Origin of the sequence: Microbacterium sp. Cr-K20, assembly GCF_000708325.1 — a bacterium.
Lineage (GTDB): Bacteria > Actinomycetota > Actinomycetes > Actinomycetales > Microbacteriaceae > Microbacterium.
In genome coordinates this window covers 193,521-219,334 of sequence record NZ_JARE01000050.1, presented here as the reverse complement: position 1 = coordinate 219,334, position 25,814 = coordinate 193,521, and the positions used below count along the sequence as shown (strand labels likewise).

Below are 25,814 nucleotides of genomic sequence, written 5' to 3'. Positions count from 1 at the left end.
GTTCCAGCCTACTTCCCGTTGCCTGAGCGAACACCCCCACGCGCCGCACGGCGACACATCTTCGGTCAGTGAACCCGCTCAGTCGAGCGTCACTGCGTGCGGGAAGCCGCTGCTTCGGCCTGCACGATCTTCACGTAGCGCGCATGGGTCGCGCGCTGCACCATCCGCAGGGCAGGACCGAGAACACGCCAGAGTGCGGTGGAAGGGCAGGAGATGGACCGCGCCGTGAACACACCGCGCTCGTCGATCCGGAACGACTCCTCGCCGTAGATCGGGTGCCCGGGTCGCGTCTCGTAGCCGAAGCCGCTCTCATCGGCCCAGACGATACGCACCGGCTCGACGAAGCGGATGCCGAGCAGGCGCTTCGCGAGCACCCCTTCGAGTCCCGGTGTCGGCTCGTCGGACGGCACCTCGAATCCGGCGCGTCGTTTGAACTCCCACGAGCACACCAACGCCGCGACGGCATCGCGCGCCGCCGGATCGACCACGGTCGAATGCTCGGCGATCCGCATGCCCTCCGGCGCCATCGCGACAGGATGACGCGTGATTCCCCGCTCGTAGGCCGGTAGCGGCACGTGCTACTTCTTGTCCTTGCCCTCGACGTCGCCCGACAGCGCGGCGATGAACGCCTCCTGGGGGACCTCGACGCGACCGACCATCTTCATGCGCTTCTTGCCCTCCTTCTGCTTCTCGAGGAGCTTGCGCTTGCGGGTGATGTCACCGCCGTAGCACTTGGCGAGCACGTCCTTGCGGATCGCGCGGATCGTCTCTCGGGCGATGATGCGCGCGCCGATCGCGGCCTGGATCGGAACCTCGAACTGCTGGCGAGGGATGAGCTTGCGCAGGCGTTCGGCCATCATCGTGCCGTAGGCGTAGGCCTTGTCTCGGTGGACGATCGAGCTGAACGCGTCGACCTTCTCGCCCTGGAGGAGGATGTCGACCTTGACGAGGTCGGCCTCCTGCTGCCCGGACGGTTCGTAGTCGAGCGACGCGTAGCCCTGGGTCTTCGACTTGAGCTGATCGAAGAAGTCGAACACGATCTCACCGAGCGGCATGTTGTAGCGCAGTTCGACGCGTTCCTCCGAGAAGTACTCCATGCCGAGCAGTGTTCCACGGCGGGACTGACACAGCTCCATGACGGTGCCGACGTAGTCCTTGGGCAGCAGGATCGCCGCCTTCACCATCGGCTCCGAGACCGAGCCGATGCGCCCATCCGGGTACTCGCTCGGGTTGGTCACGGTGACGGTCTCGCCGGTGTCGCTCGTGAGCACCTCGTAGATCACGCTGGGCGCGGTGGTGATGAGGTCGAGGTCGAACTCTCGCGCGAGACGCTCGGTGATGATCTCCAGGTGCAGGAGACCGAGGAATCCGCAGCGGAAGCCGAAGCCGAGGGCCACCGAGGTCTCCGGTTCGTACACGAGCGAGGCGTCGGAGAGTTTCAGCTTGTCGAGCGCCTCACGCAGCTCCGCGTAGTCGCTGCCGTCGATCGGGTACAGACCCGAGAACACCATGGGCTTGGGGTCCGTGTACCCCGGAAGCGCCTCGGACGCGGGCTTGCGCGACGTCGTGATCGTGTCGCCGACCTTCGACTGACGCACGTCCTTCACACCCGTGATCAGGTAGCCGACCTCGCCCACCCCGAGTCCCTTGGTCGGGGTCGGCTCCGGGCTCGACACACCGACCTCGAGCGCTTCGTGATTCGCTCCGGTCGACATCATCTGGATGCGCTCGCGGGGCGAGAGGCTGCCGTCCACCATGCGCACATAGGTGACCACACCGCGGTAGGCGTCGTAGACCGAGTCGAAGATCATCGCGCGCGCCGGCGCGTCCGCGTCGCCCTTCGGAGCGGGGATCTCCTTGACGAGCCGGTCGAGCAGCTCCTCGACGCCGACGCCGGTCTTGCCCGAGACGCGGAGCACGTCCTCGGGCTTGCCGCCGATGAGGGACGCGAGCTCCTTCGCGTACTTCTCGGGGTCGGCGGCCGGCAGGTCGATCTTGTTGAGCACCGGGATGATGTGGAGGTCGTTCTCCAGCGCAAGGTAGAGGTTCGCCAGCGTCTGGGCCTCGATGCCCTGCGCCGCGTCCACGAGCAGGATCGCACCCTCGCAGGCCGCGAGTGAGCGCGATACCTCGTAGGTGAAGTCGACGTGGCCGGGGGTGTCGATCATGTTCAGGGCGACGGTCTGGCCGTCGAGTTCCCAGGGCATGCGCACGGCCTGGCTCTTGATCGTGATGCCGCGCTCGCGCTCGATGTCCATCCGGTCGAGGTACTGGGCCCGCATGTCGCGATCCGAGACGACGCCGGTGATCTGGAGCATCCGGTCGGCGAGGGTGGACTTGCCGTGGTCGATGTGGGCGATGATGCAGAAATTGCGGATCTGCGCAGCCGGCGTCGAGGCAGGCTGAAGAGGTGTGAGAGCGCGTGGGGACATGTCCCCTCGATTCTACGGTCAGGCGGTGTGAATCCCGATTCGCGTGATGCGACACCGGGGAAAGCACACTGGGCGGCCCCCGAAGGGACCGCCCAGTGTGGGGTGCGAACGGGGCTTACTTGGCCCAGCCCACGTTCTCCCAGAACTTCGCGCCGGTGACCGACTCGAACTGCGAGGGACCGTAGTTCACGAGGCCGTCGGCGATCGCGTACTGGTTCGGTCGTGCCGCGAGCGGGATCGTCACGGCTTCGCCCATGATGATCTTGTCGATCTCCTTCGCGATCTCGAGGCGCGCCTCGGGGTCGAGCTCGGCGTTGGCCTTCGCCCACAGATCGTCCAGACGCTCATCCGCGACACCGGGGAAGTTCTGCCCCGAGTCGGCCGGGTTGAAGATCGATTCCGTCGAGGAGATCGGGTACGGCGTACCCTGCCACGCGAAGATCGTCGCCTCGAAGTCACGCGTCTCGGTCGTGATGTACTTCGTGAAGAAGTCGGCCGACGGGACGGTGTCGATCTTGACGTCGAAGCCCGCCTTGGCGGCCATCGGCTGGATCTGCTGCGAGAGGATCGCCGAGTTCGGGGTCTCCGAGGGGATCACGAGGCGAACGGTCAGCTTGGTGCCGTCCTTCTCGCGGATGCCCTTGTCGCCCTCGACCCAGCCGGCGTCTTCCAGCTGCTTCTTCGCGGCGTCGACATCGAACGCGATGTCCGCACCGTCGTCTTCGTAGCCGTTCTGGCCGTTGAGGAAGATGAGGTTGTTCAGGACCTCGGGCTCGACACCCAGCGGCTCGATGACGGCCTGAGCCATGATCTGACGGTCGAGCGACTTCGCGAAGGCCTGACGGACCTCGACGTCCTCGAACACGCCGGCGGTGCCGTTGAGCGTGACGTGGCTGTACGTCACACCCTTCGAGTTCAGGATCTCGGAGTCGGAGCGCGCCTTCGCGGACTCGAGCGTGTCGACGCTGGAGTTGATCGGAACGGCGTCGAACTCCTTGTTGGCGAACGCCTGGCCGACGGTCGACCGGTCGGTCGCCTTGTAGTTGATCGTGTCGAGCTTCGGCTTGTCGCCCCACCACGTCGGGTTCGGCTCGAACGTGATGGTCTTGCCGGTCGCGTCGAACTTGCTGACGATGAACGGACCGCCGGAGACGTAGGTCGAACCGTCAGCAGCGAACGGACCGTTCGCCCACGCGGTGTTGAAGCTCTCCGGCGTCTCCGTGAGCCAACGAGGGTAGATCGTGCCGGTGCCGAGGATGGAGGGCCAGTCGGCGTTCTTGTTCGCGAACGTGATCAGCACATCCTGGTCGTTCTCACCGGCCTCGACGGAGGCGATGTCGGACCAGACGTTGGTGGACGTCGGGGCGTACGCCTCGTTCTTGCCGTTCAGGGCGTTGAACTGGCCCTGGAAGTCCTGGACACCGATGGGAGTGCCATCGGACCAGACGGCGTCGGGGTTGATCTTGACCTCGACGACCTGAGGGTCCTCGCTCTTGAGCTCGACCGACGTGGCGAAGTTCGGGTCGGCTTCCCAGCTGCCGTCCTCGTTCACGACGACGAAACCGGGGGTGAACAGGCTCGCGATCGTGTTGTCGTCGACGGTGCCGGAATCGAGGTTGTAGAGGTTCCAGTTGGCCGGCGTCTCGTCGAGCGGCAGGTTGAGCGTGCCGCCGTCCTTGACGGCGTCGCGGTCTGCGGCGACCCAGCCGGTCCCGGGAAGCGCCTCGGGCGAGGAACCGCCGTCCCCCTCGTTTCCGCCGTTCGTGGCGGGCGCGCACGCAGAGAGCGCCAGCGCGACCGCGGCGATCCCGGCGAGGCCCGCCCATTTCTTGGAGTTCGACTTCATCGATCTCCCCCTTCTATCGTTTCGTGCAGACTGCACAGGACTCGTCCGAGCCGGTACCGAAGACAGCGACCGGCTATGGAGCAACATCATCGATAATCGCCCCGTACACCGGCATGTCAGGCACGTGTTGTCCGGATCGTTACCTAGTTGTCGTTCAAGCCGCAGGATCGTGTGGCTGAAACGGGGTCGCGTCGTGGCTGACACCGCGTCGCGCCAGCCTGACCACCGTGAACATGGCAACATAGGGAGCCTGCCGGCGATCGAAGAGGATATGCCGGAGTTTTGGAAAGCGGGACTCGGGTGCCTAGAGTAGCGAGGCCGCAACAGATGTCGGGTGCGCGGCGATCCCGCGCCGAAGGAGCTCCATGATTGGATTCATCGCCAAGCGATTGGTGAACTATCTCATCCTCACCGTCATCGCCACGTTGGCCGGTTACGCCCTCGTCTCCACCACACTTCAGCCGGCGGCACGGTTCCTCGGCAAGAATCCCCCCGTCCCGCAGTCCAGCATCGACGCCGCGCTCGACAAGATGGGCGTCAATCCTGACGTCTCTCTGCTGCAGCGCATGTGGGACTGGCTCGTCCAGTTCGTCACGACCGGCTCCCTCGGAATCTCCACTCGCAGCACCGAGGTGACGGCTGACATCATCGAACGGGCCGGCACGAGCCTCCGACTGCTGATCATCGGCTCCATCCTCGGCGCGATCTTCGGCATCCTGCTCGGTGTATGGGGAGCCATCCGCCAGTACCGCGCGAGTGATCAGATCATCACCTACGCGTCGTTCACCGTTCTCGCGACGCCGATCTTCGTGATCGCGGTACTCCTCATGATCGGCGCGACCTGGGTCAACAACGCGTCCGGTCAGCAGCTCATCAACTTCACCGGCGAGTACAGCGTCGGGGTCACCGGGTTCTGGCCCGTCATAGGCGATCGAATAGCGCATCTGCTGCTGCCCACGATCGCGCTCACCGTGACCGCGGCAGCCTCCTACTCCCGGTACCAGCGCAGCGCGATGCTCGACGTGCTGTCCTCGGACTTCATCCGCACGGCACGCGCGAAGGGCCGCACCCGCGGATCTGCCATCATGCGTCACGGCGTGCGCGTCGCACTGATCCCCATGTCGACCTTCTTCGCCTACTCGTTCGGCACCATCCTGGCGGGCGCGGCCGTGACGGAGAAGATCTTCAGCTGGCACGGCATGGGCGAATACCTCATCGACTCCGTGTCGAACAACGACATCAACGCCGCAACCGGATCCATCCTGTTCGCCGCGATCCTGGTGCTCATCGCGGGCACGCTGGCCGACGTCCTCTACGCGGCCCTCGACCCCCGAGTGAGGATGTGACATGACGCTCGATCCCACACAGCTCGACGCTCCACCGCTCGAGCCGGAGAACGAGGAATCTCCCTCGATCCCCCGGTGGCGGCTGATCCTGGTCCGCACGTTCTCGACCAAGCGGGCCTGGATCGGCGCCGGCGTGCTCGTACTGATGTTCCTGCTCGCGTACGTCGGACCGCTGCTCTACCCGTGGTCGTCCACCGACCAGGACTATCTCGCGTTCAACAAGGGGCCGAGCCTCGACCACTGGTTCGGCACCGACACGATCGGGCAGGACATCTTCGCCCAGTCGATGGCGGGTCTGCAGAAGTCCCTGCTCATCGGCCTCATCGTCGGACCGGTCACGGCACTCATCGCTGGGCTCGTCGGCGCGATCGCCGGGTACGTCGGCGGTGTTTGGGACCGGGTGATCGTCTGGATCATCGACCTGCTCCTCGTGCTGCCGAGCTTCTACATCCTCGTGCTGCTGAGCCCACTCTTCAAGGACCTGGCCTGGGTCGCGCTCGTCGTGTTCCTCCCCCTCTTCGGATGGATGGTGCTCGCGAGAGTCATCCGCGGTCAGACCATGTCGCTGCGCGAGCGCGACTACGTCAAGGCGGCTCGCTTCATGGGCGTCGGCGGTTTCACCATCATCCGCCGCCACATCATCCCCAACGTGGCATCGCTGCTGATCATCGACGCGACGCTGGGTGTCGGCGCCGCGATCCTCGCCGAGACCACACTCAGCTACTTCGGCTTCGGCATCCAGCCGCCCGACGTGTCACTCGGAACGCTGCTCGCTGCGGGAAGCGCCGCGGCGACCACCCGTCCCTGGCTCTTCATCCCGCCGGCGATCATCCTCGTCGCCACCGTGCTCGCGTCGAGTCTGCTCGGAGATGCCCTGCGTGACGCCGTCGACCCGACCTCGGAGAACAACCGTGCCTGAACCCCTGCTTCGCGTCCGCGACCTCAACGTCACCTTCGAGACGAAGGCCCGCACCGTCCACGCCGTCCGCGGTGTGAACTACGAGGTCAATCGCGGCGAGTTCCTCGCCATCGTGGGTGAGTCCGGTTCGGGCAAGTCCGTGTCGTCGATGGCGGTCATGGGCCTCCTCCCGAGCACCGCCAACGTCTCCGGCTCCATCACGTACGACGGCACCGAGCTCCTCGGCTCCACCGACCGGCAGCTGTCGAAGATGCGCGGTTCCGACATCGCGATGATCTTCCAGGACCCGCTCTCTGCGCTCACCCCGGTCTACACGATCGGTCAGCAGATCATCGAGGGCCTCAAGCTGCACCAGCCCGGGCTCAGCACCCAGGCTCTGGAGGCCCGCGCGGTCGAGCTGCTCGACATCGTCGGCATCCCGGAGCCGCGCCGACGGGTGAAGTCGTTCCCGCACGAGTTCTCCGGCGGCATGCGCCAGCGCGCGATGATCGCGATCGCCATCGCGAACGATCCGAAGCTGATCATCGCGGACGAGCCGACCACGGCACTGGATGTCACCATCCAGGCCCAGATCCTCGATGTGCTCCAGAAGGCGAAGGAGATCACCGGCGCCGCCGTGGTACTCATCACGCATGATCTCGGCGTCGTCGCCGGCAACGCGGATCGCGTGGCCGTGATGTATGCGGGCCGCATCGTCGAGACCGCGCCGGTCGACGAACTGTTCGCACGTCCGGCGATGCCGTACACGATCGGACTCCTGCGCTCGATGCCCAGCATTGCCAACGGGCCCTCCGAACGTCTCGTCCCGCTCGAGGGACGTCCGCCGCTGCTGACCGAGGTGCCCACCGGCTGCCCGTTCGCCGATCGCTGCCCCGCCGTGATCTCGGCGTGCCACGACATCGAGCCCGATCTCGTCCCCGTCGCACCGCTGCAGTCCGCGGCGTGCATCCGTGCGGAGGAGATCGTCGACGGCCGGCTCCCCCGCGACGAGGTCTTCTCCCCGCCGGCCCCGGTCGAAGAGGTCGTCCGCGAGGTCGAGACCCGCGGCACCGTACTCAAGGTCGAAGACCTGAAGCGGCACTACCCGCTCACCAAGGGCACCGTCTTCCGCCGCCGTATCGGCACCGTCCGCGCGGTCGACGGCGTCAGCTTCGAGCTGGACGGCGGCAAGACCCTCGGCCTGGTCGGAGAATCGGGCTGCGGAAAGTCGACCACCGTCATGGAGGTCATGGAGCTCGCCCAGCCGCAATCGGGGCGCGTCTCCGTCAACGGCATCGACACGGCCACGCTCTCCGCTTCGCAGCGTCGCGCGCTCCGGACCGACATCCAGATCGTGTTCCAGGACCCGGCGGCCTCGCTCGACCCGCGTATGACCGTCGAAGAACTCATCGGCGAACCGCTCACCGTGCACGACGTCCCGGCGAAGGAGATCTCGCGCCGCGTGCGCCGGATGCTCGAGCTCGTCGGTCTCGAGCCGAGCTATGCCCGTCGCTACCCGCACGAGTTCTCCGGAGGTCAGCGCCAGCGCATCGGAATCGCGCGTGCGCTCGTCGTCGAACCGAAGATCCTCGTCCTCGACGAGCCGGTTTCCGCGCTCGACGTCTCGGTGCAGGCCGGCGTGATCAACCTGCTCGAGGATCTGAAGCAGCAGCTGGGACTCTCTTACCTGTTCGTCGCCCACGACCTCGCCGTGGTGCACCACATCGCCGATGACGTCGCCGTGATGTACCTCGGGCGCATCATCGAGTACGGCGATGTCGACGCGATCTTCAGCAACCCGCGCCACCCGTACACGCGCGCGCTGCTGTCGGCCGTGCCGATCCCCGACCCGCAGATCGAGCGGACGCGCGAGCGCATCCTCCTCTCCGGAGACCTCCCTTCGCCGACCGAGACGATCACGGGGTGCGCGTTCCGCTCACGGTGCCCGCTCTACGCGATCCTTCCTCCCGCACAGCAGGCCGAATGCGAGACCGTTTCTCCCGAGCTGCGCCCCGTGGAAGGACGCGACGTCTCCTGCCACTGGGCGGAGCAGGACATCCTGCAGACCGCGTGATCCGTGGTGACGGCGTGAGCGGCCGCGGCACTGACCGCATCGTCATCCGCGGCGCATCGGGCTGGTGGATCAGCGGTGTTCTGGCAGCGCTGTTCACGTACCTCCTCATCGATGCGGCCGTTCGCGCGGAGTGGGCGATAGTGCTCCTCTCCCTCCCCTGGATGGGAGTGGTGCTGCTCGTGTGCTGGATGCTGCTGATCCGGCCGTGCGTCATCGTCGCGCCTGCCACGCTCACCGTGGTCAACGTCTTCCGTACGCACACGATCCCGTGGCACGAGGTGGCCGAGCTCCACGTGCGTTATCAGCTCGTCGTCGAGTTGACGGACGGCACCGCGATCCGCGCCTGGGGTTCGCCCACCGTCCGGCCGCGTCGGGACCGGGAAGCCGACGCGTCGACGACACACCGTTCCCGCGCCTTCGTCGGTGTGGTGGAGGCGATCGACCACGCGCGTGATGACGTCGGGCGGGCTCCGACGGGTGAGGCGGCGCGAACCGTGAGCGTTGCGTGGCTGCCTCTTCTCGCTCTCGCCCTCGCCGTGGCTCTCGGCGTCACGGCCGCCGGCCTGCTGTTGTGACGCGGGGTCTCGGCACAGACGCCGAGATCCTAAGCTGAACGCGTGAGCGCACAGATCGTCCTCGTGCACGGCATCCGCACGTCCGCCACCATGTGGCGCGCGCAGCTCGCCTATCTGGAAGCGCACGGATACGCCGCCACAGCCGTCGACCTGCCGGGACACGGCACCCGGATGAGCGAGGACTTCACGCTGCATGAGGCGCTGCACACGATCGATGCCGCGGTTCGCGCTGCGGCGGAGAAGGGGCCCGTCGTGCTCGTCGGGCATTCGATGGGCGGGCTCCTCTGCCTCGCCTACGTCGGCGGTGCGGAGACGCCGCCGGTCGCCGGACTGGTCGCGGCCGCGTGCACCTCGCTCCCCTCCGGCGCGGGCCTGCGTGCCTATCGGCTCTTCGCCAGGGCCGTGGACTCGCTCCCCGACCGCGGGATGTGGCTCACCGCGCGAATGCTCGAGGCCACCATCCCCGCCGAGACGCGGTCGGACTTCGCCGCAGGCGGCTACGCACTCGACACGCAGGATGCCGCGCTCCGCAGCCTCGCAGCCCTCGACGTCGCCGCCGCGGTCCCCCGCATCAAGATCCCCCTCTGGTTCGTGAACGGTCAGTACGACCAGCTGCGTCTGAACGAGACACTCTTCCGTCGTCTCGCCTCACACGCCGAGCTGATCATCGTCCCCCGAACGACCCATCTGGTCACAGCCATGAGGCCGCGGATCTTCAACGCGGTGCTGCAGCTCGCGATCGCGACGGTGGAGCAGGACACAGAGCCGTCATGAGCGCTTCGGCTCCCGCGCGAACGCCGTGAGCAGTCCCCCGACCAGAGACAGCACGGCCGCCGCGACGAACACCAGCCAGAACCCGCCGACCAGAGCGACCAGCGCGGCCCCGAGCACCGGTCCGATCAGCTGGCCGAGGGCGGCCGTGACGTTCACGATCCCGAGGTCGCGGGCATGGTCCTGTTCATCCGGCAGCAGATCGGCGGCGAACGCGAGCCCCACCGTCGAGAAGGCGCCGTAACCGAGGCCCATCAGAGCCGCGGCCACCATCGTCATCTCGAACGTCGGCACGAGCGCGATCGCGACACCGGATGCCGCCTGCACCACCGTCGCGGCGACCGCGAGCGTGCGCCGGTTCCCCGTACGGTCGGAGACGATGCCGGTGACCACCGAGGCGATCACCACGAACACGGTGTACACGACGATGAGCAGCAGAAGGTTGTCCTGGGCGACCGTACTCGGCTGGCCGAGCCCGTGCAGCAGGAAGAACAGGAACAGGGCCGTCCCGAGCGCATTGCCGATGTTCGTCACCAGTCGGCCGGAGAGCATCCAGGCGAAATCCCGATCGCGCAGAGAGGCCAGCCGGCGGCGCCCCACCTGCTTCGGTCGCATCGCCTCGACGCTCGGCGGGTCGGGGAGGAGCAGCGCGGCCGCCGATCCGACGACCGCGATCACACCGGCGAGCAGCAGGTAGCCGTCGCGGATGCCGAGACCGAGGAGGACCACCAGCCCGACTCCGAGAACGATGCCCACCGCCTGGCTGGAGCCGACGGCCGCGGAGGCCGCACCGCGCTGCGTCGACGGCAGCTGGTCGGCGATGAGAGCGGTGAAGGCGGCAGACGAGACCGCGACGCCGATCGACACGCCCACCCATCCGGCGCCGACCGCCCAGGGACCTTCCGCGTATCCGGTCAGGACGAGGCAGACCGCGGTGAGAAGAACGCCGCCGAGCGCCCAGGGACGGCGACGGTGGCGCCCCGCCGCCGCGCGATCGGAGAGCGCTCCGGCGGCGGGACCGGCGATGATGCCGGCGAGCCCGCCGATTCCGAGAACCAGACCGGAGGAGACGACGCCGCGGATCCAGTCGTCTTCCGGTGTGTCCAGCTGCAGGGGAAGAAGAAGCTGCACCGGCGTGAGCTGCACGGTCCAGATCGCGAGCCACGCCAGCGTGAACAGCGACATCCATCGTGCTCCCGCTCGAACTGTGCGGGTGCCGGTGACTTCGGTCATCTCGCCACCGCCGTCGCTGCCGCTGCGCGCGAACTCGCGATGACGTCGCGATACCAGTCGTAGGAGGCCTTGGGCGTCCGCTCCCCCGTCTCGAAGTCGACGTGGACGAGCCCGAACCGCTGGGTGTAGCCGTCGGCCCACTCCCAGTTGTCGAGCAGTGACCACACCGTGTACTCCTCCACGGGGACTCCGGCTGCCATCGCCTCCCCGACGGCGGCGAGGTGCCCGGCCAGATACGCGATCCGGTCCGTGTCGTCGACGCGGCTGGCGCGCGGCGGTTCCGGGAACGAGGCTCCGTTCTCACCGATGATGACCGGCGGAAGAGCCGGGTGTCGCACGTGCAGGTCGAGCAGGAAGTCGCGCAGGGCTCCGGGAACGATCGGCCATTCGGGGCCGAAGCCGGTGACGGGGGCGCCGGGAGTGGGCACGATGTCGAAGGGGATGGGACTCCCCTCCTCTGCTGCCGTCACGGTCGTGGGGTTGTAGAAGTTGATGCCGTAGAAGTCGATCGAGCCGCCGATCTCCTCGAGGTCCCCGTCGCGCACCGGCATCGGCGGGAGGCCCAGCGACTCCAGGTCCGGGTAGGTGCCGGTGAGGAGCGGCTCGCTGAAGACCCGATTGTGGATCAGGTCGTAGAGCGCGGCCGCCTGGTGGTCATCGGCCGTGTCGTGCAGCGGAAGCACCCACGTGTGGTTGTTCGCGAGCCCGACGGCGGAGGCGCCTCGCTCCCGCAGCACGGAGGCAGCGCGGGCATGGGCGAGCAGCTGGTGGTGGGCGGTCGGCAGCGCGCCGAAGAGCAGCTGCCTCCCCGGCGCGAGTGCGCCGACCGCGTATCCCTGCAACGTAGTCATGGCCGGCTCGTTGAGGGTGTACCACTGCCGCACGCGATCACCGAGGCGGTCGGCCACAATCGTCACGTAGTCGGCGAAGCGCTCGGCGGTGTCGCGCTCGAGCCAGCCGCCGTCGGCCTCGACCGCACTCGGCATCTCCCAGTGGAAGAGGGTCGGGAACGGAGCGACCCCCGCCTCCAGCAGAAGGTCGACCAGCCGCGAGTAGTGGTCGAGGGCGGTCTTGTCACCGTCACCTCTGCCGTCCGGCTGCACGCGCGCCCAAGGGATCGAGAACCGATAGCGGTCGAGTCCCAACCCCGCGGCGAGGGCCACATCGGCTTCGGGATGCCGATAGCTGTCGCAGGCCGGGTCCGCCGTCGATCCGTCGATGATCGCGCCGGGCCTCTCGAGGAAGTCGTCCCAGATGGAGCGTCCCGTATTTCCCGTCGGACGCGACCCCTCGATCTGGAATGCGGAGGTCGCGGCGGACCAGCGAAGGCCTGCGGGCACGGACGGAGGAACGCGTTCGGGGGTCATCTGGCTCCTTGACAGCGGTGTCGGGATAGTGATGATTCTGCACCCAGTACCACGACATCCGCGACGGAGTTTCGCAATCCGTCGGCCGTTTCGCGTCTGCACCCCCTCTGCTGGTAGACTCGACTCTTGGCTTGCGTGTGGGTTCTTCCCTCACGACCGCCGTGCAGCAGCCCTCTTCTGCTGCCGGCATTCCGAACACTCCTGTACAGAAAGCGTCCACACGTGGCAAACATCAAGTCGCAGATCAAGCGCAACAAGACCAACGAGAAGGCGCGCGAGCGTAACAAGGCCGTGAAGAGCGAGCTCAAGACGGTCATCCGCACGACTCGCACGGCAGTCACCGCCGGCGACAAGGCTGCAGCCGAGGCCGGCCTGAAGAAGGCCGCCGTCAAGCTCGACAAGGCCGTCAGCAAGGGTGTCCTGCACAAGAACCAGGCGTCGAACCGCAAGTCGGCTCTCGCCAAGCAGGTCGCTTCTCTCTGAGCTGAAGCTTCTGAGAAAGGCCCGTCCCGTCTTCGGGGCGGGCCTTCTTCGTTCTTCGGCAGTGATCCGCGGCGTTCTGCGGAGCGAGGACGCGTGACTATTCCTCGCCGAACGGTCGACGAGTGGCGATCACCGTGACCATACGCTCGAGCGCGAAGATCGGATCGCGGGCGGCACCCTTGACCTCACCGTCGGCGCGCGCTGTGGCCTGGATCGCCATTCCGAGCGAACGCTCGTTCCACCCGGCGAGGTCACGGCGGGCACGGTCGACCTGCCAGTCCTTCATACCCAGGCGCTGGGCGAGCTGGCGGCTCGGTTCGCGGTTTCCGGCGACCCGTGCCATGGTGCGGAGCTTCATCGCGAAGGCTGCGACCATCGGCACCGGATCAGCACCGGATGACAGTGCGTGGCGGAGCGCGACCAGCGCCTCACCGTAGCGGCCGGCGATCGCCGTGTCGGCAACGACGAACGCCGACACCTCGACGCGCCCGCCGTAGTACTTGGTGACGACTTCTTCGGAGATGTCGCCCTCGACGTCTCCGATGAGCTGCTGGCAGGCCGCCGCCAGCTCGGTGAGGTCATCGGCGAACGCGGAGACCAGCGCACGGAGCGCCGCCGGCGCGATGCGCTTCTTGGCGGTGCGGAACTCCCCCGCTGCGAAGTCGACCCGGTCGCCGTCGCGCTTGATCGCCGGGCAGGCGATCTCGATGCCTCCACCGGTGCCGGCGCGGACCGCATCGAGCAGCTTCTTGCCGCGCACGCTCGCCCCCGTGTGCCGGAGGATGACGGTCGCCCCCTCCTGCGGGTTGTCGAGGTACGACACCGCTTCCTGGATGAAAGCATCGGAGCACTTCTCCACGCCCGAGACACGCACCAGGCGTGGTTCGCCGAAAAGGGACGGGGAGGTGAGGGACAGCAGCGTTCCCGGCGCGTAGTCGTCGGCCCGAACATCGCTGACCTCGAGAGCGGGGTCTTCGGCGCGGAGATAGTCGCGGACGCCGGCGATCGCGCGCTCTGCGCAGACCTCTTCGGGGCCGGAGACGAGCACAAGCGGAGCGGGACGAGGCTCTCGCCAGGAGACCTGGGGGACCTTCGTGGGTTTCGCACCACCGCGGGAAGGGGGACGCGAAGCTGCCATGGATCCAGACTACCGGCGGTCGCCGACACCGCTGCCCGCTCGCTCATGGTGCAACCTTCTCCGTCCACACCTGCAGCTCGCTGTCGCCGGTGCCGAGGAGGATCCGTCCCTGCCGATCGGTGCGCAGCGCCTGCGCCCCGGTCGCCGACAGAAGGTCGAGCGTCTCGATGCGCGGGTGGCCGTAGTCGTTGTCCGCTCCCACGCTGAACAGCGCCACGCGAGCCTGCACGGCCTCATAGAGACCCGCGTCCTGGTCCGCACTGCCGTGGTGCGCGACCTTGACGACGTCGCAGCGACCGAGTCGAGCAGTACGGAGCAGCATCCGCTGAGGTGCCGCAGAGAGGTCGCCGAGGTAGAGCGACCGGGGCACTCCTCCCCCATCGAACTCCATCACCACGCTCGCGTCGTTGCCGGCCGGAAAGGCGGCCGAACCCCGCACCGGCCAGAGCACCCGCCACGCGGCATCGCCGAGGTCGCCGCGTTGGCCTGCCCACGCCTCGTCGACCTGTGCACCCGAGGCGGCGAGGTCGGCGAGGAGACGTCGTTCGTCCTCCTCGAGCGCCGGCCCGTGGAGGACCACATCCACGCGTCCCTGCACGGCGGCGACACCGCCGACATGGTCGAGGTCGAAGTGCGTGAGGACGAGCAGGTCGATGTGTCCGATGCCGAGAGACCGCAGACACGCCGCCAGCGGCTCCGGGGCGGGCCCCGTATCGATCAGCGCCACTCTCGCCGCCGAGCGCACGAGCAGCGCATCGCCCTGTCCGACGTCGCATGCGGCGATCGCCCACCCCTCCGGCGTCGTCGCCGTGGCGAGCGGTCCGTCGAGGACCACACGGGCGCCGGCGAGCGAGAGTACGACGATCAGAACCGCGGCTGCGGCTCGCTGCACAATGTGTCCTTTACGCCCGGTCGCCGCTCCCCTGCTCTGGGGGCCGGGCCTGATGACGACGACCGCGATACACGCGCTCACGAGAGCCACGAGCAGTGCGCTGCCGATCCCTGCGGGCAACAACAACTGTGCGCCCGGCAGGCGAGCGGTCGTCGTCGCCGTCGTCGCGATCCAGGCGGCCGGCAGCCAGGCCGACGACGCCAGCAGATCAGCGAGACCCGGCAGCGGAGCGGCCAGACATGCGAGCATCCCGACGACGGTGGCGATCGGGGCCGCGGGCGCCGCGATGATGTTCGCGGCGATGCCGATGAGGGACTGCTGCTCGGCGAACAGGGCGATGATCGGGCCGCAGGCCAACTGTGCGGCGAAAGGGACGGCCAGAGCCAGAGCCACCGGTCCGGGCATGATCCGGCCAAACCCCCGAGCGAGCGGAGGCGCGAGCAGGATCAGCGCTCCGGAGGCCGCGACCGAGAGTGCGAATCCCGGCGTGGCGGCCAACCAGGGGTCGACGAGGAGGATGCCCGCCGCGCACAGCGAGAGCATGCCGGCTCCCGCACTCGGGCGGCCGAGCAGCACGGTGAGCATGCCGACCGACGCCATGACCGCCGCACGGATCACGCTCGGCTCCGGCGTGACGAGGACGACGAAGCCCGCCAGCCCCGCGACCGCAAGGACGACCCGCAGCGCGCGCCCCGCACCGCACAGGGCGGCGAGCCAGAAGATCCCACCGACCACGATCGCACAGTTTGCCCCGCTCACCGCGGTGAGGTGACTGAGACCGCTCGTGCGCATGTCGTCATTCAGCTCGATCGACACCGCCCGGGTATCCCCTACGGCAAGGCCGGGAAGTAGGCCCGCACCGGGCTCGGGGAGCCGTGATGAACGCTCGACGAAGGCATGCTTGAGGGCGGCCGCGACGCCGAACACTCCGGAGGCGGGCTCGACGACCTCGGCATCGTTCGCGAAGACGACGAGCGCCGATCGCTCGCCCGAATCGGTGGCGGCGGCCTCCCCGATGACGCGGATGCGCGCGCCGAGGTCGAACCCGTCAGCCGGGTCCACTCCGATGCGCACGGGCACGGGCGCCGACGCCCCGCTCGCACGCCCCGGCGGTCCGAGCGTCGTGGTGGTCGCCTCGAACCAGAGCCGCCCGTCGCGCCCCACCGACGCCGAGGAGGTGATCTCCCCTGTGGCCTCCACCACGCGGCCGTCCCAGGACATCGCCTGCTCCCGTGCGGGGAGGGCGAACCCGACCGTCAAGGCCGCGGCCGCGGCTCCCGCGAGAAGCACGACGGCCAGACCGCCGGTCAGCCGCGAGACCCAGGTTCGCGGGCACCGGACGAGCAGCATCAGCACCAGACTCGCCACGAGACCGCAGGCGGCCGCACACCACCAGGTCGCCTCGGGTATCAGTACGCAGAGCAGGGCGGTGCCCCAGACAGCCAGCGCGAGAGGGAGGAGACGGAGGTCGCGCGCCTTCACACCCTGACTCCGTCGCGCAGGCCAGCGAGCAGCTTTTCGCCGATGCCGGGCACCGCAAGCAGGTCGTCGACGGATCCGAAGCGCCCGTTCTCGTCGCGCCAGGCGATGATCCGCTCCGCCAGCGCCGGACCTATGCGCGGCAGCGTCTCCAGAGCGGCCTGATCCGCGGTGTTGAGGTCGATACGGTCGTCACCCGGCGGACCCGCTCCCGGCGCATCGGTCGCCGCACCCACGGCCGGGACGATGATCTGCTCGCCATCTTCGAGGAGCCTCGCGAGGTTGACCGCCGCCAGGTCGGCATCATCAGTGGCTCCCCCGGCCGCTGCCAGCGCATCGACGAGGCGGGCGTCCAGGTCCAGCACGTAGAGGCCGGGATGGGTGACGGAGCCCAGGACGTGCACGTACAGCTCCCCCGCCGGCCCGGTGGTCGCCGCAGAGTCCGTCAACGGTACGGATGCGGTCGGCGCGGCCTGGCCGCGGAGGATGCCGAGGCCGACAGCGGCGGACAGCACCACGAGTGCGAGAACCACCCCGGCGCCGATGCTCAGACGCAGTCGACGCCGCGGCGGAGGTGGTGCTTGCGGGGATGCCATCCGGCCAAGCTAGGTGCGCGAGGCAGACTCCCCGTACCCCACAGACCTGAGCCGTGGACAACCGCCGTCGGGCGCAGATGGTGCAGAGAAGCACTGTCCCGCGCATCTCCACCGCCTGGCGGACCCGGCTACATCCTCCGACCGATGCTCACGGGAGCCCGATGACCATAGCGTCAAAGGCATGCCCTCCACTCCCCTGCCCGCGCGCTCCGTGCTGCCCTTGGGCATCGCCTCGGCACTCGCCGCCCTCCTGCTGATCGTCCCGCTGCCGGGGAGCCTCAGTGTGGTCGGCACCCGATGGCTCAGCTCTGCAGGGTCAGCCGTCCCCGCGGTCGAGCTGATCTCCGAAGCGGGGCTCCTCCTGCTCGCCGCCGCCACGGCCGTGGTCATGGCCCGCGCCTGGTGGAGCCGGCCGGAACGACGCGTGCACATCGCAGCCTCCGCCGTCGGCGTGGTCCTGGCCTACCTCTTGAGCGAGGGCGGAAAGCTGCTCTTCGCCCAGGCGCGTCCGTGCTCGGTCTGGCAGATCGTCGGTGAGTGCCCGCCGCCCGGAGACTGGTCGTTGCCCTCGAACCACGCGACCCTCGCATTCGGCGCTGCTGCGGTGATCGCCATCACCCTCGGACGGTCGTGGCTCACATGGTCGGCGATCGCGCTCGCCTCCGTCGTCGCCGTCGGGCGCGTCGCGCAGGGCGTCCACTACGTCCATGACGTCGCCCTCGGAGCGATCCTCGGCGTGGCCGTCCCGCTTCTCGTCGTCATCGGCATCGAGGCGATCATGCGCGTCGTTCAGGCCCGCAGAGCAGCGCGAAGGGGATGACGGCGACGGCCCCTGGCGCTCACGAGAGCGAGCACCAGGGGCCGGAAGCAGTCCGTGCGGTGAGAGCCGATCAGCCCTTCACGACGATGCTGACGATCTTCGGCGCGCGCACGACGACCTTGACGATCTCGCGGTCGCCGATCGAACGGATCACCCGCTCGTCCGCGCGAGCCAGCGCTTCGAGCTCGCTCTCGCCGATGCGCGCCGAGACCTCGAGCTGTGCGCGGACCTTGCCGCCCACCTGCACGACGGCGGTGATCGTGTCCTCGACCAGCAGCGCGGGATCGGCGGATCGCCACGGCACCAGGCCGACGGAGGGCTCGTGACCGAGGATCTCCCACACCTCTTCGGCGGTGTGCGGGGCGAACAGGTCGAGCATCACGGCGATCGTCTCGGCAGCCTCACGCACGGCGGGATCGGCGGCACCGGCAGCACCGTCGATCGTCTTGCGGGTGAGGTTCACCAGCTCCATGAGTCGAGCGACCAGCACGTTGAACTTGGTCTGCTCCACGAGAGCCGGGGCCTCGGCGAGCAGCTTGTGCGTCGCGCGGCGCAGTGCCGGGTTCCCACCGTCGAACACGACGTCGACCGGACTCGCGACGTCGCCGGCGATCCGCAGCACGCGGGCCAGGAACTTCTGCGCGCCGGCCGTGGAGACGTCCTCCCAGTTGATGTCATCCTCCACCGGGCCTGCGAAGGCCAGAGCGACACGGACGACATCGGCACCGGGGTCGATCATGCTCGACGAGAACTCGACCAGATTGCCCTTGCTCTTCGACATCTTCGATCCGTCGAGAAGAACCATGCCCTGGTTGATCAGCGTCGTGAAGGGCTCGGTGAAATCGATCAGCCCCATGTCGAACAGCACCTTCGTGATGAAGCGCGCGTACAGCAGGTGCAGGATCGCGTGCTCGACACCACCGATGTACGAGTCGACAGGAGCCCAGCGGTCGGCCTGAGCCGGGTCGAATGCGACGGTGTCGCTGTTCGGCGACAGGAAGCGCAGGAAGTACCAGGAGCTGTCGACGAAGGTGTCCATGGTGTCGGTGTCGCGCAGCACGGGGTCGCCGGTCCCCGGGGCCGTCGTGCGCACCCAGCGCTCCGCCGCCCCGAGCGGCGAGGTGCCCTTGGGCGAGAGGTCGAGACCTTCCACACTGGGCAGCTTCACCGGCAACTGGTCTTCGGGAACCGGGATGATGTCCCCGTCCTCGGTGTGCAGCATCGGGATGGGAGTGCCCCAGAAGCGCTGGCGCGAGATCAGCCAGTCGCGCAGGCGGTAGTTCTTCGCCGCGCGTCCGGTGCCGGATGCCTCCAGCTGCTCGATCGCGCGGGCGATCGCGTTGCGCTTGGACAGTCCGTTCAGCGCACCCGAGTTGATCATGCGGCCTTCGCCGGTCAACGCGATGCCGGTGGATGCCGGGTTCTGCTCGTCGAGCGCGGCGCCGGTGTCGATCGGCACCCCTTCGTCGTCGACCTCGATCACGGGCATCGCGCCGGTGACAGGAGCTGTCGTGTCGACCACGACCTTGACGGGCAGGTCGAACGCGCGGGCGAAGTCGAGGTCGCGCTGATCGTGGGCGGGCACGGCCATGACGGCACCGTGACCGTAATCGGCGAGCACGTAGTCGGCTGCCCACACCGGGAGCTTCTCACCGTTGACCGGGTTGATCGCGTAGCGCTCGAGGAAGACACCGGTCTTCGGGCGGTCCGTGGACTGCCGGGCGATGTCGGTCTCCTTCTGCACCTGCTCCAGGTAGGTGCGGAAGCGCTGGCGCACCTCGTCCGGCGCATCCGCCGCCAGCTCGGATGCCAGGTCGGAGTCGGGTGCGACGACGAAGAACGTCGCTCCGTGCAGCGTGTCGGGGCGCGTCGAGAAGACGGTGACCGGCTCTTCGCGACCCTCGATCACGAAGTCGACGTCCGCACCGATCGAGCGTCCGATCCAGTTGCGCTGCATCTGCAGCACCTTGTGCGGCCAGAAGCCCTCGAGCTGGTTCAGGTCATCGAGCAGACGGTCGGCATAGTCGGTGATGCGGAAGTACCACTGCGTGAGCTTCTTCTTGATGACCTCGGCACCGCAGCGCTCGCAGCGACCGTCGACGACCTGCTCGTTGGCCAGCACGGTCTGGTCGTTGGGGCACCAGTTGACCGGGCTCTTCTTGCGATAGGCCAACCCACGCTCATAGAGCTTCAGGAACAGCCACTGGTTCCAGCGGTAGTACTCGGGGTCGGACGTGTGCAGGACGCGCGTCCAGTCGTAGGAGGTACCGAACTCCTTCAGGCTCTGCTTCTGCTGATCGATGTTGGCGTAGGTCCACTCCCGAGGGTCGGCGCCGCGCTTGATCGCCGCGTTCTCCGCGGGCAGGCCGAAGGAGTCCCAGCCGATCGGGTTGAGCACGTTGTGCCCGCGGTGACGCCAGAACCGGGCCACCATGTCGACGTACGCGTAGTTCTCGGCGTGCCCCATGTGCATGTCACCGGACGGGTAGGGGAACATCCCGAGCACGTACTTGCGCGGGCGGGTGTCTTCCTCCCCGCCGGTGAGGAACGTGCCGTTCTCCGCCCAGTACTTCTGCCACTTCGTCTGGATGGCGTGCGCCGACGGAGTCTCGTCATCGGCGGGAGCGGTGGACAGGTTCTCAGACAACGAACGCACGACCAATCTGAAGGAAAAAGCGGGATCAGTTCAGGATATCGGAACGCCAGACCCCCGGCATTTCCGCACCGAGCGCGGCGAGGGGAGCTCGCGCCTTGGTCGCGACCTCGGCGACTTCGGATGCGGCGACCGATCCCCAGGTGATGCCTCCGCCCGCGCCGACGACCGCCTGGTCGCCATCGATCAGGATGCTGCGGATGACCATGGCGAGGTCGAGCACGCCGTCCGCCCCGATGTACCCGAAGCAGCCGGCGTAGACGCCGCGCGGCCCGCCTTCCAACTCGTGCAGTCTCGTCATCGCGGAGAGCTTGGGGGCACCCGTCATGCTGCCGGCAGGGAAGGCCGCGTCGAGCAGCGAACCGACGGTCGTCCCGGCCGCGGCGACACCGCTCACGGTGCTCACGAGCTGATGGACGGCGGGGTAGCTCTCGACCACCCACAGTCCGTCGACGCGGATGCTCCCCGGCTCGCACACGCGGGAGAGGTCGTTGCGCATCAGATCGACGATCATCACGTTCTCGGCGCGCTCCTTGCGATCCGCCGCGAGTTCTGCGGCCAGCGCGGCATCCTCCTCCGGGTCCGCACCGCGGGGCCGGGTGCCCTTGATCGGGCGGGTGCGGATGACACCCCCCTCGGCGTGGAGGAACTGCTCGGGGCTGGCGCTCAGCAGGGTACGGCCGCCGATGCGGACGAAGCCGCCGTGGTGCGCGGGCGTCGCAGCGCGCAGGCGACGGTAGACCTCGACGCCATCATGCGCCCCGGCCACCGTGAACCGCGTCGTCAGGCACAGCTGGTACGCGATGCCGGCGCGGATCAGGTCGCGGCAGCGTTCGATGAGCGCGGCGTACTCGTGCGGATCGTGGCGCGCTTCGGCGACGCGACGCGCACCGTCGGGGACCTTCAGGGGGACCGCGTCGTCCGCCGGCTGCGGGACGACGGAGACCTCCGTCGTCCACGAGGGGAGCTCGTCGTCGGCGCTGAGCACCCAGGCGCGCCGCGCGGCATGATCGAACGCGACGACATGTGTGGCGCGCAGCCAGGAGCCGCCCGGCTCGTCGACGGGTCCGCTCACCGGCGAACCGGCGGCCGCGGCGCCGGACTCGTAGTCGAGCCAGCCGACCCACCCACCGGAGAAGGGCGGAAGGGTGGGATCCCTCGGCGCCGCATCCAGTGCCACATCCCGCGGCAGGGACGACCGCTCCCCCGTGCCGACGAAGCTCCAGCCCTCTGTGGCATCCGCGCCGGCGTCGAGCCAGAAGACATCGGCGACGCGCGCTTCGAGCATCCGGAACACGGCCCACGGCTCCACCCAGGACGGGAGGGGGCGAGCGGTCAGCTGTTCGGGCACCTTTCCAGCCTAGGACCGGGTCGCTCCCGTATTCTCATGACGTGGACGACCTCCTGCTCTGGCTCCTCGACACCGTGCAGTCGATCGATCCGATCACGCGCACACTGGTCGCGGGGCTCGCCGTCATGCTGGAGACCAGCATCCTGATCGGCCTCATCGTCCCCGGGGACACCATCGTCATCATCGCCTCGATGGGCGTCGCCACCGTGTGGGAGGGCATCGCGATGGGCGTCGCCGTCGTGATCGGCGCGCTGATCGGCGAGAGCATCGGATTCTGGCTCGGACGCTGGCTCGGCCCGCACATCCGCGTGTCGTGGCTCGGCCGCAGGATCGGCGAGCACAACTGGGTCCGCGCAGAGAACTATCTCGAACGCCGCGGCGGCATCGCGATCTTCCTGTCCCGGTTCCTCCCGGTGCTGCACTCCCTCGTGCCTCTCACCGTCGGCATGAGCGAGTACCCGTATCGCAAGTTCCTGGCCTGGACCGCTCCGGCGTGCGTGCTCTGGGCGACCGCGTACGTGAGCGTGACCTCCCTCGCGGCCGGCAGCTTCCGCGAACTCGTCGATCGCGTGCACTTCGCGGGCTACATCTTCGTCGGCGTCATCGCGCTGTTCCTGCTCCTCGCGTTCCTCGGCAAGAAGCTGCTGCAGCGGCTCGAAGCCCGCCATCAGGAGGCCCCGGAGTCGGCAGTCGACTCCGACGTGAAAGACTGAGTCAATGGCATCGGCTCCCCCAGCCCCCCGGATCCACTGGTTCGCCCGACTCGAGCATCGCCTCCATGTCTGGCGTGAAGGTCGTGCGCGCCGTCGTGGCCGTGTCGCCACGATCCTCCCGTTCCCCGGCTACGGCGGTCCGGGCTGGGTGCGGGTCGTGGGTCGAGTGCTGATCGTGCCCCCGCAGCGTCGCACCCGCGACGGCGAGCCGGCGAGCGTGCGCGGCTGGCGCAGCTTCGTCGGGATCCCGGTCGGGTACGCGACCGTGACCGTGCATGTCGGCGAGACGACGCATCAGCTGGTCGCCGATCGCGGTGGCGTGGTCGATGCGAAGATCCCCGTCGACCTGGAGCCCGGCTGGCAGAACTTCATGATCTCGGTCGAGGGGCAGGAGCCCGTCGAAGCCGGCGCCTTCATCGTCGCCAAGGACACCACGTTCGGCGTCGTGTCCGATGTCGACGACACCGTGATGGTCACGGCCCTGCCGCGTCCGTTCATCGCCTTCTGGAACTCCTTCGTGCTCGATGAGCATGCCCGCCTCCCCGTGCCCGGAATGGCCGTGCTGCTCGACCAGCTGCTGCGACAGCACCCCGGAGCACCGATGGTGTACTTGTCGACCGGTGCGTGGAACGTCGCGCCGACCCTCTGGCGCTTCCTCGGTCGCCACCTCTTCCCGGCGGGGTCGATGCTGTTGACGGACTGGGGCCCCACGCATGAGCGCTGGTTCCGCAGCGGGCGTGAGCACAAGCTCACCAACCTGCGCCGGCTCGCGGCGGAATTCCCCGACGTGAAGTGGTTGCTGATCGGCGATGACGGCCAGCACGACGAATCCATCTACTCGCAGTTCATGGACGAGCATCCCGATTCGGTCGCCGGGGTCGCCATCCGGCGCCTGCTGCCCGCAGAAGCCGTGCTCGCCGGCGGTCGTGCCGGCCGAGAGCCGCATTCCGAAGACGTGGCACCGTGGGTGAGTGCCGAAGACGGCGCCGGGCTTCGCGACCTGCTCGGTGAAGCCGGCATCCTGCACTGACGAGACCACAGCACACATGCACACGCTGATCGAGAGGGCGCTCCCCCGCGAAGAATGGCTCACCCGTGAGCAGTCGCATCACGAGCGCGCCGACGCGCTGACCGCCGCGCATCGCGAGCGCTCCTCCCGCTCCGAGAAGCACCCCGTGTGGGACTTCTTGTTCACGTACTACTCCTACAAGCCGGCACAGCTTCGGCGCTGGCACCCGGGAGCGGGCGTCGAGCTGCAGGATGCGCCCGAACGTCTCTCGTGGCGCTGGTATTCGCCGGGCGAGACCGAGGGCGGTGTCGTGCCCGACCCCCGATCCTTCGCGCAGGAGAAGGCGGACCTCGCCGCGCTCGTGGAGCGGATGCTGCGCCGCACGGCGTCACGCCCCGGCCAGTTCGGCTGCTTCGGCCTGCACGAGTGGGCGATGGTGTATCAGGCGGACGAGCACCGTCACGCGGTGCCGCTGCGTCTGGGACGGGCGGGCACGGATGCGGTCGTCGAGAGTCATGACCTGCGCTGCACGCACTTCGACGCGTTCCGGTTCTTCACCCCGGAGGCGGTCCCCCGCAATCGCACGCCCCTGAGCCGCGAGGACCAGCCGCTGTTCGAGCAACCGGGGTGTCTGCACGCGGGGATGGACCTCTACAAGTGGGCGACGAAGCTCGGGCCCCTCATCCCCGGCGAACTCCTCCTCGACTCGTTCGAGCTGGCGCGTGACATCCGGCTGCTGGACATGGAGGCCGCGCCGTACGATCTCTCGGCGTGGGATGTCACCCCCGTCCGCATCGAGACGCCGGAGGGCAAGGCGGACTATGTGCGCCGGCAGCGCGTCTTCGCCGAACGCGGCACCGCGCTGCGCAGGGCTCTGCTGGACGCGTGGCTCGGCGACGGCACACGAGAAGCGGCCTGAGCGTCACTCCGCCTGTTCGCAGTCGGCGCAGAGTGTCCATCGCGCCGACGCCGCGGACAGTTGGGTTCGCAACGTGAGCACCCGCGTCGCCGCTTCTTCGAGCCGCTCCTTCGGCAGAGTGCCGGCTTCGACCGCCGCCGCGATCCCGGCCACCATCTTGCCCGCGGTCTGCGCATCGGAGCCCGCGATCATCAGCACCAGGTCGTTGCCGGCGGCGATCGCGGCGACACCGTTGGCGACGGGATCCGCGTAGGCGGGATTCCCCGATGACAGCAGCATCCCGAGGTCGTCGGTCACCGCCACCCCCTCGAAGCCGAGTTCCTCCCTGGCGATCTCGTGCCACTTCGCCGAGAGGGAGGCGGGCAGGGCGTCCACGGCCGTGTAGGCGAGATGCCCGTACATGAGGAGAGATGCTCCGGCATCGACGCCCGCCGCGAACGGGACAGCCTCCGTACTGCGCCATTCGTCGAGCCCCATGCTCGTGCTCGGGATCGCGGAATGCGAGTCTCCGGGGGCTGCGCCGTGTCCGGGGAAGTGCTTGAGCGTCGAAGCGACGAACTGCTCCTGCGCGGTGGTGGCGGCCGACACTCGATCCGCGGCGCTCGCGGGATCGGTGCCGAGCGCGCGACCGTAGATGAAGGTTCCCGAGTCGGCCGTGAAGTCGGCCACGGTGCCGAAGTTCACCGTGATCCCCGCGCGGGCCACCAGCGACCCTCGAGCCGTGAACGCCGCCGAGGTGGCGTCCACCGGGAGCCGCTTCAGCGTGGTGGAGGCCGCGTAGTCGTCGCCGTGCAGACGCGAGACGATCCCGCCCTCCTGGTCGACCGCGATCAGCGGAGGCAACGCGGGATCGATCGTCATCGCGGCGGTGAGAGCCTGCAGCTCGGACTCCGAGGCAGGGATGTTCGCCCCCATGAGGATGAACCCGCCGAGACCGGAGCTCATGTATGCCCGGAGGGCGGCGGGATCCGTTCCCGACACGTGCCCCATGACCACGGCGGAGGCCTGCTCGGCCACCGACATCTCCTTGACGAGAGCGGTCGCATGCGCGGCCGGGCCGGTTGGCTCCGCGACCGGGGAGACCGCGGCGGAGGTGCGGGAGGCAGCCGTCGACGGGGCGGTCGAAGCGACCGCTGCCGGTGAGGCGCACAGTGCCGCCGTCGCGACGACCGCCAGCGCTCCTGCGGCCCAGCGACGGTATCGGGACATGACGGGTCCG

Annotated in this window: 21 protein-coding genes; 10 read left to right on the top strand and 11 right to left on the bottom strand. The window is 68.4% G+C overall.

Annotated features, from left to right (window positions below):
* Nucleotides 1–89 precede the first annotated feature (89 nt).
* From GZ67_RS20185 to GZ67_RS0111850, 3 genes are all read right to left on the bottom strand, one after another.
* Nucleotides 90–575 carry a DUF1990 family protein gene (locus tag GZ67_RS20185; RefSeq protein ID WP_136025769.1) on the bottom strand — a complete coding sequence of 162 codons (486 nt, stop codon included), beginning with the start codon at nucleotides 573–575 and terminating at the stop codon, nucleotides 90–92.
* 3 nt (nucleotides 576–578) lie between these two features.
* The gene (gene lepA / locus GZ67_RS0111855; RefSeq protein WP_029261706.1) at nucleotides 579–2,432 is read right to left on the bottom strand and encodes a translation elongation factor 4; all 1,854 of its coding nucleotides are present in this window, start codon (nucleotides 2,430–2,432) and stop codon (nucleotides 579–581) included.
* Between the two features lie 115 nt (nucleotides 2,433–2,547).
* Nucleotides 2,548–4,278 carry an ABC transporter family substrate-binding protein gene (locus tag GZ67_RS0111850; protein ID WP_051662504.1) on the bottom strand — a complete coding sequence of 577 codons (1,731 nt, stop codon included), beginning with the start codon at nucleotides 4,276–4,278 and terminating at the stop codon, nucleotides 2,548–2,550.
* A gap of 365 nt (nucleotides 4,279–4,643) precedes the next feature.
* On the opposite strand from GZ67_RS0111850, the gene GZ67_RS0111845 reads away from it, so the two are divergent.
* The 5 genes from GZ67_RS0111845 to GZ67_RS0111825 are packed head-to-tail and all read left to right on the top strand — an operon-like array spanning nucleotide 4,644 to nucleotide 9,945.
* Nucleotides 4,644–5,624 (top strand): ABC transporter permease, encoded by a 981-nt coding sequence (locus GZ67_RS0111845; RefSeq protein WP_029261704.1) that lies wholly within the window; start codon nucleotides 4,644–4,646, stop codon nucleotides 5,622–5,624.
* 1 nt (nucleotide 5,625) lies between these two features.
* A complete protein-coding gene (locus tag GZ67_RS0111840) occupies nucleotides 5,626–6,543 on the top strand; it encodes an ABC transporter permease (RefSeq protein ID WP_051662503.1) in 918 nt (305 codons plus the stop codon).
* Nucleotides 6,494–8,596 (top strand): ABC transporter ATP-binding protein, encoded by a 2,103-nt coding sequence (locus GZ67_RS0111835; RefSeq protein WP_029261702.1) that lies wholly within the window; start codon nucleotides 6,494–6,496, stop codon nucleotides 8,594–8,596. Before GZ67_RS0111840 ends, GZ67_RS0111835 begins: the two co-directional genes overlap by 50 nt.
* Entirely contained in the window at nucleotides 8,593–9,171 is a 579-nt protein-coding gene (locus GZ67_RS0111830; RefSeq protein ID WP_029261701.1) for a PH domain-containing protein, read from the top strand. Before GZ67_RS0111835 ends, GZ67_RS0111830 begins: the two co-directional genes overlap by 4 nt.
* 42 nt (nucleotides 9,172–9,213) lie before the next feature.
* Nucleotides 9,214–9,945, top strand: a complete 732-nt coding sequence (locus tag GZ67_RS0111825; RefSeq protein WP_029261700.1) for an alpha/beta fold hydrolase — start codon at nucleotides 9,214–9,216, stop codon at nucleotides 9,943–9,945.
* On the opposite strand, the gene GZ67_RS0111820 is transcribed toward GZ67_RS0111825, so the two are convergent.
* On the bottom strand, nucleotides 9,940–11,175 hold the full coding sequence (locus GZ67_RS0111820) for an MFS transporter (protein WP_029261699.1): 1,236 nt from the start codon (nucleotides 11,173–11,175) through the stop codon (nucleotides 9,940–9,942). The two genes, GZ67_RS0111825 and GZ67_RS0111820, sit on opposite strands and share 6 nt — an antisense overlap.
* Complete coding sequence (locus tag GZ67_RS0111815; RefSeq protein ID WP_029261698.1) at nucleotides 11,172–12,542, bottom strand: glycoside hydrolase family 1 protein; 1,371 nt, start codon at nucleotides 12,540–12,542, stop codon at nucleotides 11,172–11,174. Before GZ67_RS0111815 ends, GZ67_RS0111820 begins: the two co-directional genes overlap by 4 nt.
* A gap of 222 nt (nucleotides 12,543–12,764) precedes the next feature.
* On the opposite strand from GZ67_RS0111815, the gene rpsT reads away from it, so the two are divergent.
* Nucleotides 12,765–13,025 carry a 30S ribosomal protein S20 gene (gene rpsT / locus GZ67_RS0111810; RefSeq protein WP_029261697.1) on the top strand — a complete coding sequence of 87 codons (261 nt, stop codon included), beginning with the start codon at nucleotides 12,765–12,767 and terminating at the stop codon, nucleotides 13,023–13,025.
* 97 nt (nucleotides 13,026–13,122) lie between these two features.
* On the opposite strand, the gene holA is transcribed toward rpsT, so the two are convergent.
* Genes holA through GZ67_RS0111795 form a run of 3 tightly spaced genes read right to left on the bottom strand, consistent with a single transcriptional unit; the run spans nucleotide 13,123 to nucleotide 17,130 of the window.
* Entirely contained in the window at nucleotides 13,123–14,163 is a 1,041-nt protein-coding gene (gene holA / locus GZ67_RS0111805; protein WP_029261696.1) for a DNA polymerase III subunit delta, read from the bottom strand.
* A gap of 43 nt (nucleotides 14,164–14,206) precedes the next feature.
* Nucleotides 14,207–16,537, bottom strand: coding sequence for a ComEC/Rec2 family competence protein (locus GZ67_RS0111800; protein ID WP_036303287.1), 2,331 nt, complete (start codon nucleotides 16,535–16,537; stop codon nucleotides 14,207–14,209).
* Nucleotides 16,534–17,130: a ComEA family DNA-binding protein gene (locus GZ67_RS0111795; protein ID WP_029261694.1), complete on the bottom strand. Its 597-nt coding sequence runs from the start codon at nucleotides 17,128–17,130 to the stop codon at nucleotides 16,534–16,536. Before GZ67_RS0111795 ends, GZ67_RS0111800 begins: the two co-directional genes overlap by 4 nt.
* Before the next feature lie 181 nt (nucleotides 17,131–17,311).
* Here GZ67_RS0111795 and GZ67_RS0111790 point away from each other — a divergent pair, with 181 nt between their 5' ends.
* Nucleotides 17,312–17,950 carry a phosphatase PAP2 family protein gene (locus tag GZ67_RS0111790; RefSeq protein WP_051662502.1) on the top strand — a complete coding sequence of 213 codons (639 nt, stop codon included), beginning with the start codon at nucleotides 17,312–17,314 and terminating at the stop codon, nucleotides 17,948–17,950.
* Nucleotides 17,951–18,020: 70 nt separating this feature from the next.
* Here GZ67_RS0111790 and leuS read toward each other — a convergent pair whose 3' ends face one another.
* Together leuS and GZ67_RS0111780 are read right to left on the bottom strand one after the other, a co-directional pair.
* Nucleotides 18,021–20,597, bottom strand: a complete 2,577-nt coding sequence (gene leuS, locus GZ67_RS0111785) for a leucine--tRNA ligase (protein WP_036303338.1) — start codon at nucleotides 20,595–20,597, stop codon at nucleotides 18,021–18,023.
* A 34-nt stretch (nucleotides 20,598–20,631) separates the two neighbouring features.
* Entirely contained in the window at nucleotides 20,632–21,954 is a 1,323-nt protein-coding gene (locus tag GZ67_RS0111780; protein WP_029261691.1) for an anthranilate synthase component I family protein, read from the bottom strand.
* 41 nt (nucleotides 21,955–21,995) lie between these two features.
* Here GZ67_RS0111780 and GZ67_RS0111775 point away from each other — a divergent pair, with 41 nt between their 5' ends.
* The 3 genes from GZ67_RS0111775 to GZ67_RS0111765 are packed head-to-tail and all read left to right on the top strand — an operon-like array spanning nucleotide 21,996 to nucleotide 24,595.
* A complete protein-coding gene (locus tag GZ67_RS0111775) occupies nucleotides 21,996–22,667 on the top strand; it encodes a DedA family protein (RefSeq protein WP_029261690.1) in 672 nt (223 codons plus the stop codon).
* 4 nt (nucleotides 22,668–22,671) lie between these two features.
* Nucleotides 22,672–23,697: an App1 family protein gene (locus GZ67_RS0111770; RefSeq protein ID WP_029261689.1), complete on the top strand. Its 1,026-nt coding sequence runs from the start codon at nucleotides 22,672–22,674 to the stop codon at nucleotides 23,695–23,697.
* Between the two features lie 16 nt (nucleotides 23,698–23,713).
* Nucleotides 23,714–24,595, top strand: a complete 882-nt coding sequence (locus GZ67_RS0111765) for a hypothetical protein (RefSeq protein WP_036303286.1) — start codon at nucleotides 23,714–23,716, stop codon at nucleotides 24,593–24,595.
* A 3-nt stretch (nucleotides 24,596–24,598) separates the two neighbouring features.
* Here GZ67_RS0111765 and GZ67_RS0111760 read toward each other — a convergent pair whose 3' ends face one another.
* Nucleotides 24,599–25,804: a glycoside hydrolase family 3 N-terminal domain-containing protein gene (locus GZ67_RS0111760; RefSeq protein WP_029261687.1), complete on the bottom strand. Its 1,206-nt coding sequence runs from the start codon at nucleotides 25,802–25,804 to the stop codon at nucleotides 24,599–24,601.
* Between the last annotated feature and the right edge of the window lie 10 nt (nucleotides 25,805–25,814).

What these genes read in the sequence shown, in the direction of transcription:
- GZ67_RS0111760 (WP_029261687.1), bottom strand. Translation starts at nt 25,804, where the DNA reads ATGTCCCGATACCGTCGCTGGGCCGCAGGAGCGCTGGCGGTCGTCGCG.
- holA (WP_029261696.1), bottom strand. Translation starts at nt 14,163, where the DNA reads ATGGCAGCTTCGCGTCCCCCTTCCCGCGGTGGTGCGAAACCCACGAAG.
- GZ67_RS0111840 (WP_051662503.1), top strand. Translation starts at nt 5,626, where the DNA reads ATGACGCTCGATCCCACACAGCTCGACGCTCCACCGCTCGAGCCGGAG.
- GZ67_RS0111850 (WP_051662504.1), bottom strand. Translation starts at nt 4,278, where the DNA reads ATGAAGTCGAACTCCAAGAAATGGGCGGGCCTCGCCGGGATCGCCGCG.
- GZ67_RS0111820 (WP_029261699.1), bottom strand. Translation starts at nt 11,175, where the DNA reads ATGACCGAAGTCACCGGCACCCGCACAGTTCGAGCGGGAGCACGATGG.
- lepA (WP_029261706.1), bottom strand. Translation starts at nt 2,432, where the DNA reads ATGTCCCCACGCGCTCTCACACCTCTTCAGCCTGCCTCGACGCCGGCT.
- GZ67_RS0111815 (WP_029261698.1), bottom strand. Translation starts at nt 12,542, where the DNA reads ATGACCCCCGAACGCGTTCCTCCGTCCGTGCCCGCAGGCCTTCGCTGG.
- GZ67_RS0111845 (WP_029261704.1), top strand. Translation starts at nt 4,644, where the DNA reads ATGATTGGATTCATCGCCAAGCGATTGGTGAACTATCTCATCCTCACC.
- GZ67_RS0111790 (WP_051662502.1), top strand. Translation starts at nt 17,312, where the DNA reads ATGCCCTCCACTCCCCTGCCCGCGCGCTCCGTGCTGCCCTTGGGCATC.
- GZ67_RS0111795 (WP_029261694.1), bottom strand. Translation starts at nt 17,130, where the DNA reads ATGGCATCCCCGCAAGCACCACCTCCGCCGCGGCGTCGACTGCGTCTG.
- GZ67_RS0111770 (WP_029261689.1), top strand. Translation starts at nt 22,672, where the DNA reads ATGGCATCGGCTCCCCCAGCCCCCCGGATCCACTGGTTCGCCCGACTC.
- GZ67_RS0111765 (WP_036303286.1), top strand. Translation starts at nt 23,714, where the DNA reads ATGCACACGCTGATCGAGAGGGCGCTCCCCCGCGAAGAATGGCTCACC.
- GZ67_RS0111835 (WP_029261702.1), top strand. Translation starts at nt 6,494, where the DNA reads ATGCCCTGCGTGACGCCGTCGACCCGACCTCGGAGAACAACCGTGCCT.